At 65.2% G+C, this 12,607-nt stretch carries 4 protein-coding genes; all 4 read left to right on the plus strand.

The annotated features are described in order from the left end of the window. The first annotated feature begins 6 nt into the window (after nucleotides 1-6). The 4 genes from L0U82_RS02910 to L0U82_RS02925 all read left to right on the plus strand — a co-directional run bounded on the left by L0U82_RS02910 (nucleotide 7) and on the right by L0U82_RS02925 (nucleotide 12,524). Entirely contained in the window at nucleotides 7-1,668 is a 1,662-nt protein-coding gene (locus L0U82_RS02910) for a bifunctional aspartate transaminase/aspartate 4-decarboxylase (RefSeq protein WP_233828377.1), read from the plus strand. Nucleotides 1,669-1,825: 157 nt separating this feature from the next. Further along, nucleotides 1,826-3,049 (plus strand): pyridoxal-phosphate-dependent aminotransferase family protein, encoded by a 1,224-nt coding sequence (locus L0U82_RS02915; RefSeq protein ID WP_233828378.1) that lies wholly within the window; start codon nucleotides 1,826-1,828, stop codon nucleotides 3,047-3,049. Between the two features lie 521 nt (nucleotides 3,050-3,570). Next, complete coding sequence (locus tag L0U82_RS02920; RefSeq protein WP_233828379.1) at nucleotides 3,571-10,812, plus strand: beta strand repeat-containing protein; 7,242 nt, start codon at nucleotides 3,571-3,573, stop codon at nucleotides 10,810-10,812. A gap of 14 nt (nucleotides 10,813-10,826) precedes the next feature. Further along, nucleotides 10,827-12,524: a ShlB/FhaC/HecB family hemolysin secretion/activation protein gene (locus L0U82_RS02925; RefSeq protein ID WP_233828380.1), complete on the plus strand. Its 1,698-nt coding sequence runs from the start codon at nucleotides 10,827-10,829 to the stop codon at nucleotides 12,522-12,524. Nucleotides 12,525-12,607: the final 83 nt, after the last annotated feature.

The raw sequence follows: 12,607 nt of genomic DNA on the forward strand, positions 1-12,607 counted from the left end.
CGCATCATGGCAAAAGAGAAGGGCGACAAAAAGCGCTCGGAGGCACAGGCAGCGCAAGCCGTGCTGAGCCCGTTCGAACTGAAGGACGAACTGATCAAGGCCGCCGGCGGCGGCGCGGTCGAGCGCCCGGCGAATGCCGCGATGCTCAACGCGGGCCGCGGCAATCCGAACTTTCTCGCGACGATTCCGCGTCACGGCTTCTGGCAGCTCGGCCTGTTTGCAATGCGCGAGTCCGAGCGCTCGTTCGCGTATATGCCCGAAGGCGTCGGCGGCTTTCCGCGCCGCGACGGTCTGGAGGAGCGCTTCGATCTGTTCCTGCGCGAAAACCGCGGCGTGCCCGGCATCGACTTTCTGCGCGGCGCGGTGTCGTACGTGCGCGACCAGTTGGGGCTGTCGGCCGGCGACTTCCTGTATGAAATGTGCGAAGGCATTCTGGCGTCGAACTACCCGGTGCCCGACCGCATGCTGAAGCTGTCGGAGATCATCGTCGGGCAGTATCTGCGCCGCGAGATGATCGGCAAGCATCCGTTCGTCGGCGAGTTCGACATCTTCGCGGTGGAAGGCGGCACCGCGGCGATGACGTACATCTTCAACACGATGCGCGAGAATCATCTGATCAAGCCGGGCGATACGATCGCGCTCGGCATGCCGATCTTTACGCCGTACATCGAGATTCCGCGCCTGAACGACTATCAGTTGAACGTCGTGAATCTCGAAGCCGATGTCGCGAGCGGCTGGCAGTACTCGAAGAAGGAACTCGACAAGCTGCGCGATCCGAAGGTGAAGGCGTTCTTCCTCGTCAATCCGAGCAATCCGCCGTCGGTGAAGATCGACGACGCGAGCCTCGAACACATCGCCGCGATCGTCGAAGAACGGCCCGATCTGATCCTGCTGACGGACGACGTGTACGGCACGTTCGCCGATAACTTCGTGTCGCTGTTCGCGCTCGCGCCGAAGAACACGATCCTCGTGTACTCGTACTCGAAGTATTTCGGCGCGACCGGCTGGCGTCTCGGCGTGGTCGCCACGCATCGCGACAACGTGCTCGACCGGCTGATCGGCGCGTTGCCGGCCGACGCGAAGAAGCAGCTGCATCACCGCTACGAGTCGATCACGACCGAGCCCGACAAGCTCAAGTTCATCGACCGGCTGGTGGCCGACAGCCGCACGGTCGCGTTGAATCACACAGCCGGACTATCGACGCCGCAGCAGGTGCAGATGGTCCTGTTTTCGCTGTTCTCGCTGATGGACACGCCCGACGCATACAAGTGCGCGTTGAAGCGGCTGATCCGCAAGCGCAAGCAGGCGCTCTACGAAGAGGTCGGCATCTCGTTCGACGACGACGATCCGAACCAGGTCGACTACTACACGATCGTCGATATCGAGTTCCTCGGCGAGAGGGCGTATGGGCGCGAGTTCGTCGACTGGCTGCTGGTGAACACCGAGCCGTCCGAGCTGCTGTTCCGGCTCGCGCGCGAGGCGCGCGTCGTGCTGCTGCCGGGGCGCGGTTTCGGCACGCAGCATCCGTCGGGGCGCGTGTCGCTCGCCAATCTGAACGAGTCCGACTATCGCAAGATCGGCCGCGCGATGCGCAAGCTGATCGAGGAGTACGTCGAGCGCTTCAACGCGGCGACCGGCAAGAAGCTCGACAAGACCCGCGTGAAGTAACTGTACCGGTACGTCGGGCGGTACGGTCATGTGCGACGCGCGGCGCGCAAAGTCTTGCGCAATCGCGCGGTTCGGTGAATGATCGGACGACGGCCTCGCTGGCTTAACCGCCACGAGGCCGTTCTTTCCTTTGCGCCCGAATCTTCACGTACCCATCATGCCGATTTCCACTGCTCATTCCGTCGCTTCCTCCGTGCCCTGTCCGGTTGTCGAATCGCTCGACGCCATCCTTCCCGAAGAACCGCTGCTGATGATGGGCGCCGGTCCCGTGCCGATCCCCGCCGCGGTCGCGAAGGCCAATGCGATCGTGATCAACCATCTGGGCGGCACGATGGCGAAGGTGGTCAATCAGGTGAAGACGATGGCGCGCTACGTGTTCCAGACGCAGTCGAAATGGGTGCTCGGCGTCGCGGGACCGGGATCGGGCGCGATGGAGATGGCGATCTCCAATCTCGCGTGGCAAGGCACGCGCATGCTGTGCATCAAGAACGGCTTCTTCAGCGACCGCATGGGCGAGATGGGCCGGCGCGTCGGCGCAAGCGTGAGCATGCTCGAAGTCGCGGACCGTACCGTCGCGAGTCTCGACCAGGTGGCCGAGGCGATTCGCCGCGAGCGTCCCGAGGTCGTCACCGTCGTGCAGGGCGAGACCTCGAACACCGTGTGGAACCATCATCTGAAAGATATCGCCGCGCTCGCGAAGGAAGCGGGCGCGCTCGTGATCGTCGATGCGGTCTGCACGCTGAGCACGATGCCGCTCGAAATGGACGCGTGGGGCATCGACGCGGTGATTACCGGTGGGCAGAAGGGCTTGTCGTCGATTCCGGGCGTGTCGCTGATCGCGTTTTCCGATGCGGCGTGGGCGCGCGTCAAGGGCCGTACGGTGCCGAATACGCACTGGTGTCTCGATGCGTCACTCGCCGAAAACTTCTGGCACAACGCCGGCTATCACTACACGGCGCCGGTGTCGGGCGTGCTCGCGCTGCACGAGGCGCTGCGGCTCGTGTGCGCCGAGACGCTGGAAAAGCGCTTCGCGCGCCATCTGAAGTGTTCGCTCGCGCTGCAGCAAGGCGTCAGCGCAATGGGCCTGCAACTGTATGCGCCGGAGAACTGCCGGCTCAATTCGGTGGTCGGCATCGAGGTGCCGGGCGGCCTGAGTCCCGCCGATGTCTGCGCGCATATCTCGCGGCAGCATCAGGTGGAGATTTCCGGCTCGTTCGGTTTGCCGATCGTGCGGATCGGCCAGATGGGCGAGCAGTGCCGCGAGCACAACCTGTTTCGCACCGTGCACGCGCTCGGCCGCACGATGGTCGATCTGGGCGTGAAGGTCGATCTGCCGGCGGGCGTCGCGGCACTCGAACGCGGCTTGTCGGAAGGCAAGTAGAGGAACCGGCCGGCACCGGCCGACCCTCGCGGGGTTGCGGTGCCGGCTGCTACGCGCTGGTGGTGACGGATAACGCGTCATGCAACGCGCGATGCAAGCACCCTGTAATTGAGGTTATCGCCGGGCGTCTCGCTTCTGCTTCGTGCGTTGGCGTATGCCAAACGTTTGCTAAGGGCCTTCTAGCGCCAGATATCCGCTTTATTCACGCAGTTTATTATTCATTCCGGATTTTCAGAATCATTTCAACGGGAATGCGGCACTGTTAAATAGTGCACGATCTAAATATCAGTATTAATACCGCTAAAGTCTTTTGGCCGGCTGCCGTAATACGGTGAAATATAGAGTTGTTAGTGATGACTGCCAACGCGACGATGCGTCATAATCCGCTTCCTGAGCCAATCTCCCTCTCCACGTATTCAAAAATACCTCATCCGGAGGGGTGAGATTTTTAATGCGGTATATTTTCCCGTTTTTACTGTCTCGCGCCAAAGCATTCAAAGAATAATTCGAGGTTGTTATTTATGAATCACGCATATCGGCTGATCTGGAATCAGGTTTATCAGAGCTGGGTGGCGGTTTCGGAGGTTGCCCGGGGTCGAAGCAAGGGCTCGGGGCGCAAGCTGGTGATGGCGGCACTGTCGCTGTCGGCGGTCGGTGCGCATGCCGCGCCGGGTGGCGGCCAGGTCGTGTCGGGAAGCGGCAGTATCAGCCGTAACGGAGCGACGACCACGATCACGCAGTCGAGTTCGACGCTGTCGGTGAACTGGAACAGCTTCAACATCGCGCCGAAAGAGACGGTCACGTTCGTGCAGCCGACGGCGTCGTCGATCGCGGTGAACCGCATCTTCGACACGAGCGGCACGCGCATTCTCGGCAAGCTGAACGCCAACGGCCAGGTGTTCCTGATCAACCCGAACGGGATCCTGTTCGGCAAGGGCGCGCAGGTCAACGTCGGCGGGCTGGTCGCATCGACGCTCGACGTGAATGACGCGAGCCTCGGCAGCGGCAAGCTGAGCTTCAGCGGCAACGGCACCGGCAGCGTGATCAACCAAGGCGCGATCACCGCGGCCAACGGCGGCTACGTGGCGCTGCTCGGCAATCACGTCGGCAACGAAGGGACGATCGTCGCGAAGCTGGGCACCGTCGCATTGGGCGCGGGCAGCGCGGTGACACTCACTTTCGGCGGCAGCAGCCTCGTCAGCATGCAGGTGGACCAGAGCACGCTGAACAATCTCGCGGAGAACGGCGGGCTGATCCAGGCCGACGGCGGCATCGTGCTGATGACGGCGGGCGCCAAGGATGCGCTGCTGGCGAGCGTGGTGAACAGCACCGGAGTGATCGAGGCGCGCACGGTCGAGAACCACGACGGCAAGATCACGCTGCTGGGCGGCATGGCGGCGGGGCAGGTGAACGTCGGTGGCACGCTCGACGCGAGTGCGCCGAACGGCGGCAACGGCGGCTCGATCGAGACGAGCGCCGCGACGGTGAAGGTGGCGCCGGACGCGACGATCACGACGCGGGCGCCGGACGGACTGACCGGCTCATGGCTGATCGACCCGACCGACTTCACGGTGGCTGCGAGCGGCGGCGACATGACCGGAGCGGCACTGAGCACGGCGCTCAACAACAACAGCGTGCAACTGCAGAGCACGTCGGGCGGCAGCGCCGGCAGCGGCAACATCAACATCGACGACACGGTGAGCTGGGGCGCGGCAACGACGCTAACGCTGACCGCGCTCGCCAACATCAACATCAACCAGAGCATCACCGCGACGAACGCGAACGGCAAGCTGGCGCTGCAGTACGGCATGGGCGCGGTGAACGCGGGTAATACCGCGACCTACAACGTCAATGCGCCGGTGAACCTGCAGGCGGGCAACAACTTCAGCACGCAGCTCGGCAGCAACGGCGCGGTCACCCAGTTCAAGGTGATTACGAGCCTCGGCAACGCGGGCAGCACAACCGGCACGGACCTGCAGGGCGTCAACGGCAATCTGGGCGGCAATTTCGTGCTGGGCGCCAATATCGACGCGAGTGCGACGTCGGGCTGGAACAGCGGGCAGGGGTTCGTGCCGATCGGGTCGTATATCTCGCCGTTCACCGGCGTGTTCGACGGGCTCGGGCACACGATCAGCAACCTGACCATCGCGCGGCCGAACGACATGTACATCGGCCTTTTCGGGCAGGTGGGGGCGCCGAACGGCGCCGGTGTCGTCACCGGCAGCGTGATCCGCAACGTCGGGCTCGTGAACGGGTCCATCGTCGGGGAGAGCTATGTGGGCGGGCTGGTCGGGCAGAACTACGGCACGATCAGTCATAGCTATGCGACGGCCAATGTGGCGACGAGCGGCGGGCCGAGCGGCGGGGGCGTCATAGGCGGACTGGTCGGCGCGAACGGGACGTACAGCTATAAGACCGGCAGCATCGACAACAGCTATGCCGGTGGTACGGTCGGCGGCGGTAATGGATTTACCTCGGATGTCGGCGGGCTGGCCGGATTGAATTACGGCACGATCACCAACAGCCATGCGCTCGGCGCGGTGAGTTCGCCTGGTTTCAATATCGGCGGACTGGTCGGCATCAATGCAGGCACCATCTCGCGGAGCTTCGCAACCGGCAACGTGAACATCGATGCCGCCGACGATGAGGCTTCCAACGTCGGCGGGCTGGTCGGCTTCAACGGCAGCCAATCGTTCGGCGGCGGCTCCGGACCGACCAGTACGATTTCGGAAAGCTACGCGATCGGCAACGTGGGTTCGGCGCAGGCCAGCGACATGGGGTTCGTTGGCGGGCTGGTCGGCTACAACTATTCGTCTTTATCTTCCGGCGCGACCGTTACCAACAGTTTCGCGCTCGGCAGCGTCACCGGGGCGGCGTATGTCGGCGGACTGGTTGGCGGCAACAGCGGCGCCACCATCTCGAATAGCTACGCCGCCGGCAGAGTCACCGGAGGGTCCGATTCGGGCGGAATTACCTCGACGAGTTCGTCCCTTCCTCCCGGACTGATCACGAACAGCTACTGGAACACCACGACGACCGGCCTGACGTCATCGGCCACGGCATCCGGCGGTGGCGGGCTGACCTCGACGCAGGCGCGAAGCCAGAGCAGCTTCGCCAGCTGGGATTTTCCGAATACATGGGAAATGGGCAGCAACGGCCCGATCCTGACGCGGCTCGCGACCGTCGTAACGGTGACGCCCACCGCCAGCAGCTCGAACGTCACGTACAACGGCAGCGCCTATTCCGGCGGCTTCACCTATACGAGCTCGTTCGGCGGCAGCCCGCTGAGCGGCACGGCCACCTACGCCGGGGCCGCCACGCAAAGTGCGACCAACGCGGGCAACTACGCGATCACGATGAGCGGGCTCAGCACGATCGACCCTGAATTCACGATCGTGTATGCGAGCGGCACGCTGACCATCAACCCGAAGGCCGTGACGGTGACGGGCACGAGCGCGAGCGGCAAGGTGTACGACGGCACCACGACCGCGCAGGTCTCCGGCGGCACGGTGTCGGGCCTGATCGGAGCCGATGCGGGCACGGTGGTACTGACGCAATCGGGCACGTTCGTGTCGCCGAACGCCGGCACGAACGTCGGCGTGACCATGACGGATGCGCTGAGCGGCACCGGGGCCAGCAATTATGTGATCACGCAGCCGACCGGCGTCACCGCGACCATCACGCCGGCCACGGTGACGGTCACGGGCACGACCGTCGGCGACAAGGTGTACGACAGCACGACCGCGGCAACGGTGAGTGGCGGCGCGATCTCCGGCCTGATCGGCGCCGATGCGGGCACGGTGACGCTGACGCAGTCGGGCACGTTTGCGTCGAAGGACGTCGGCACCGGCATCGGCGTGACGCTGTCGGGACTGTTGAGCGGCACGAATGCGAGCAACTATGTGGTGGTGGAGCAGACCGGCCTTACCGCGAACATCACGCCGGCCACGCTGACCGTGACGGGCGCGAGCGCAAACAACAAGGTCTACGACGGTACGACAGACGCGACGTTTACGGGCGGCACACTGGTCGGCGTGCTCGGTTCGGACTCGGTGTCGCTGACGCAGTCGGGCACGTTCGCGTCGAAGAACGTGGGCACGGGCATCGGCGTAACTGCGGCGGATACGCTCGCCGGCACCGACGCGGGCAACTACGTGATCGTGCAGCCCACGTCTTTCAGCGCCAACATCACGCCGGCCACGCTGACCGTGACGGGCACGAGCGCGAGCGACAAGGTGTACGACGGTACGACGACAGCCACGCTGACGGGAGGCACGCTGTCGGGCCTGTTCGGCTCGGACTCGGTGACATTGACGCAGTCGGGCACGTTCGCATCGAAGAACGTCGGCACAGGTATCGGTGTGACCGCGGCGGATTCGCTGGGCGGCACCGACGCGAGCAACTACGTGATCGCGCAGCCCACGTCTCTCAGTGCCAACATCACGCCGGCCACCTTGACGGTGACGGGCACGACCACCGCGAGCGACAAGGTGTACGACGGCACGACCTCGGCGACGCTGAGTGGCGGCACGCTGTCGGGTCTGATCGGTTTGGACTCGGTGACGCTGACGCAGTCGGGCACGTTCGCATCGAAGAACGTCGGCACGGGTATCAGCGTGACCGCGGCGGACTCGCTCGGTGGCACCGATGCCGGCAACTACGTGATCGCGCAGCCCACGGGTGTTCTTAGCGCCAACATCACGCCCGCCACGTTGACCGTGACGGGCACGAGCGCGAACAACAAGGTGTACGACGGCACGACGACGGCCACGCTGACGGGCGGCACGCTGTCGGGCCTGATCGGCTCGGACTCGGTGACGTTGACGCAGTCGGGCACGTTCGCATCGAAGAACGTCGGCAACGGCATCGGCGTGACCGCGGCGGACTCGCTGGCCGGCACTGACGCAGGCAACTACGTGATTACGCAGCCCACGTTTCTGAGCGCCGACATCACGCCGGCGACCTTGACTGTGACGGGCACGAGCGCGAGCAACAAGGTGTACGACGGCACGACGGCTGCAACGCTGAGCGGTGGCACGCTGTCGGGCCTGTTCGGTTCGGACTCGGTGACGCTGACGGAGTCGGGAACGTTCGCGTCGAAGAACGTGGGTAACGGCATCGGCGTGACCGCGACGGATGCGCTGGCCGGCACCGACGCCGGCAATTACGTGATCGCGCAGCCCACGTCGCTGAGCGCCAACATCACGCCGGCCACGCTGACCGTGACCGGCACGAGCGCGAGCAACAAGGTCTACGACGGTACGACGGCGGCCACATTGAGCGGCGGCACGCTGTCGGGCCTGATCGGTTCGGACTCGGTGACGCTGACGCAATCGGGCACGTTCGCATCGAAGAACGTCGGCACGGGCATCGGCGTAACTGCGGCGGACTCGCTCGGTGGCACCGATGCCGGCAACTACGTGATCGCGCAACCGACCGGCGTTACCGCCGACATCACGCCGGCCACGCTGACGGTGACCGGCACGAGCGCGAGCAACAAGGTGTACGACGGCACGACCACGGCAACGCTGAGCGGCGGCACGCTGTCGGGCCTGATCGGTTCGGATTCGGTGACATTGACGCAGGCGGGTACGTTCGCAACGAAGAACGTCGGCGCGGGCATCGACATTACTGCATCGGACGCGCTGACCGGCACGGACGCCGGCAACTACGTGATCGCGCAGCCCACGTCTCTCAGCGCGAATATCACGCCGGCCACGCTGACGGTGACAGGCTCGAGTGCGAGCAACAAGGTCTATGACGGCACGACGGCTGCAACGCTGAGCGGCGGCACGCTATCCGGCGTGATCGGTTCGGACTCGGTGACGCTGACGCAGTCGGGCACGTTCGCATCGAAGAACGTCGGTAACGGCATTGGCGTGACCGCGGCGGACACTCTCGGCGGCGGGGACGCGGGCAACTATGTGCTCACGCAGCCTACGGGTGCCCTCAGCGCCGACATCACGCCGGCTACGTTGACGGTGACGGGTACGAGCGCGAGCAACAAGGTCTATGACGGCACGACAGCGGCGACACTGAGTGGCGGCACGCTGTCGGGCCTGATCGGCTCGGACTCGGTGACATTGACGCAAGCGGGTACGTTTGCATCGAAGAACGCGGGCAACGGTATCAGTGTGAACACAGCGGATACGCTGGCCGGCACGGACGCGGGCAACTACGTGATCGCGCAACCGACCGGCGTGACCGCTGACATCACGCCGGCCACGCTGACGGTGACGGGCACGAGCGCAAGCAACAAGGTGTATGACGGCACGACATCGGCGACGCTGAGTGGCGGCACGCTGTCGGGCCTGATCGGCTCCGACTCGGTGACATTGACGCAATCAGGCACGTTCGCATCGAAGAACGTCGGCAACGGCATCGACATAACCGCATCGGACGCGTTAACCGGCACCGACGCAGGCAACTACGTGATCGCGCAGCCCACGTCTCTCAGCGCCAACATCACCCCGGCCTCCTTGACCGTAACGGGCACGAGCGCGAACAACAAGGTCTACGACGGCACAACGACAGCGACGCTGTCGGGTGGCACGTTGACTGGCCTGTTCGGCTCGGACTCGGTGACGCTGACGCAGTCGGGTACGTTCGCATCGAAGAACGTCGGCAACGGCATCGGCGTAACCGCGGTGGACACGCTTAGCGGTACCGACGCGGGCAACTACGTGCTCACGCAACCCACGGCCGCCCTCAGCGCCGACATCACGCCAGCCACGTTGACGGTGACAGGCACGAGCGCGAACAACAAGGTGTACGACGGCACGACAGCGGCGACGCTGAGCGGCGGCACGCTGTCGGGCCTGATCGGCTCGGACTCGGTGACGCTGACGCAGTCGGGCACGTTCGCATCGAAGAACGCCGGCAGCGGCATCAGTGTGAACACCGCGGACACGTTGGGCGGTGCGGACGCCGGCAACTACGTGATCGCGCAACCGACCAGCGTTACCGCGGATATCACGCCGGCCACGCTGACGGTGACCGGCACGAGCGCAAGCAACAAGGTCTACGACGGCACGACAGCGGCGACGCTGAGCGGCGGCACGCTATCTGGCCTGATCGGCTCCGACTCGGTGACATTGACGCAATCAGGCACGTTCGCAACGAAGAACGTCGGCAACGGCATCGGCATCACCGCATCGGACGCGTTGACCGGCGCGGACGCCGGCAACTACGTGATCGCGCAGCCCACGAGCCTCAGCGCCAACATCACCCCGGCCACGCTGACCTACACGGCGGCGCCGGCCTCCGGCCAGTCGGGCCGTCCGTTGCCCGACTTGAGCGGCACGGTCAGCGGCTTCGTCGGCGGCGACACGCTCGCGAACTCGACCTCCGGAACGCTCACATGGACGACCAGCGCGAACAGTTCGTCGGGCGCGGGCAGCTACGCGATCGACGGCGCGGGTCTCACGGCGGCGAACTATGTGTTCACCGACGCGCCCGGCAATGCGGGCGCGCTGACGATCACCGCGGCGCCGTTGAACACGCTCCCCAACATCCTCGCGAGCGTGCAAACCTCGTTCTTTGGCATGGGCGGCACTGCGCCGGGGCTGAACACGTCGTCGACGATTTCGGCGTTGCCGGCGTCGAACGCGCCGGGCACGCCGAATAACGCCGGGTCCACCACGCAAGCGTCTTCGTCGACGCCGATACCGACGGTCACGTTGAGTATCGGCGGCACCGGCACGCTGAACATCCAGAGTCTCGGCGTGAATCTTCCCTCCGACACGCTGATCGGCAAGAACTAATTCGTAGACCATCCATGACATGTCTCCTGCACGGCCGCCTGACGAAGCGGCCGGCCGTTATCGCCCTGCTGGGCGTACTGCCTTGCCTTGCCGCTCATGCCGCCACGCCGGCGATTCCGAATGCCGGCACGCTGCTTCAGCAAACCCAGCCGGTCGAGCCGCCGACGCCGAGTTCGAACAACCCCGGCCTGAACATCGTCCGGCCGCCGAGCGAAACACTGCCGTCGAGCGTCGCGTTCCGGGTCGAGCGTATCGAGATCACCGGCAATACGCAGATCGATACGGCGACGCTGCACGCGCTGGTTGCCGGCTCCGAGGGCAAGGATCTGACGCTCACGGATCTCGGCGTACTCGCGGCGCGCATCACCGACTACTATCACGCGCACGGCTATCCGCTCGCGCGCGCAATCGTGCCGGCGCAGACGATGCAAAACGGCGTGGTGCGCATCGAGGTGATCGAGGCGCGCTTCGGCAAGATCGGCCTCGACAACCAGAGCCGCGTGCGCGACGGCCTGCTGCTCGCGACGCTCGGCGGCCTGCAAAGCGGTGCCGTCGTCACGGATGCGCAGATGGATCGCAGCCTGCTGCTGCTGTCCGATATCCCCGGCGTGCAGGTCAACGCGACGCTGAAGCCCGGTGCCGCGGTCGGCACGTCGGACCTGCAGGTGGTCGCGGCGGCCGCGCCGATGGTCGCGGGCAACGTCACCGTCGACAACTGGGGCGAGCGCTACAGCGGCCGCCCACGGCTCTCGGCCACGGTCAGCGTGTTCAATCCGCTGCATCAGGGCGACGAGTTCAGCGTGTCGGGTCTCACCAGCGGCGCCGACATGAACTACGGCCGCGTCGGTTATGACGCGCTGCTCAACGGCCTCGGCACGCGCGTCGGCGCGTCGTTCTCGGCGCTCGACTATCGCCTCGCCGGCGATCTGTCGCCGATCGGCGCGCATGGCACCGCGCAGGTCGCGAGCACGTGGGTCAAGCAGCCGCTGCTGCGCGGCCGCACGCTGAATCTGTATGGCCAGCTCCAGTACGACCACCTGTCGCTCGACGACAACATCGATGCCACCGGCAGCGCGAACGACCGGCATCTGGACAACGTCACGGCGACGCTGTCAGGTGACGTGCGCGACGGCCTGCTCGCCGGCGCGGTCAGTGGCTGGAGCCTGAGCTGGACCTACGGCCACACGAGCTTCAGCAATGCCGCGGCGCAGGCCGAGGACGCGATGGGGCGCGATACCCAGGGCGGCTTCTCGAAGTGGAATCTGAGCGCGATGCGGCTGCAGGATCTGGGCGGCGGCAATGCGCTGTTCCTGTCGGCGTCGGGGCAGCTCGCGTCGGGCAACCTCGATTCGTCGCAGCAGGTGATCGCCGGCGGGCCGGGTTCGGTGCGCGCGTACGACGTCAATGCGGTGGCCGGCGACACCGGTGCGCTCTTCACGATGGAATTGCGTCACACGATGGCGCATGCGTGGTACGGACAGTGGCAGGCGATTGCGTTCCTCGACGCCGCGCACGTGCGGATCAACCGCGATACGTTCGAAGCGGGCTCGAACATCGCGAATATGGCCGGTGTGGGCGTCGGCTTGAACTGGGCAGGGCCGTATCAGACCAATGCGAGCGCTTCGCTGGCGGCGCCGATCGGCGGCCGGCCGGAGCAGGCGGGCAATACGGCGTCGGTGCGCGCGTGGCTGCAATTGAGCAAGGCCTTCTGAGCGGAATCTTTCGATCCGGCTAGCCATCTGGCCATGCCGGCACGAAGCGCTGTGCGTACTCACGAAAAAGGGGCGGTTGGGAA

It is taken from the genome of Paraburkholderia sp. ZP32-5, from assembly GCF_021390495.1.
GTDB lineage: Bacteria > Pseudomonadota > Gammaproteobacteria > Burkholderiales > Burkholderiaceae > Paraburkholderia.

Excerpts from the sequence above, each read along its gene's own strand:
- L0U82_RS02915 (WP_233828378.1), top strand. The coding sequence starts at position 1,826 with ATGCCGATTTCCACTGCTCATTCCGTCGCTTCCTCCGTGCCCTGTCCG.
- L0U82_RS02920 (WP_233828379.1), top strand. The coding sequence starts at position 3,571 with ATGAATCACGCATATCGGCTGATCTGGAATCAGGTTTATCAGAGCTGG.
- L0U82_RS02910 (WP_233828377.1), top strand. The coding sequence starts at position 7 with ATGGCAAAAGAGAAGGGCGACAAAAAGCGCTCGGAGGCACAGGCAGCG.
- L0U82_RS02925 (WP_233828380.1), top strand. The coding sequence starts at position 10,827 with ATGACATGTCTCCTGCACGGCCGCCTGACGAAGCGGCCGGCCGTTATC.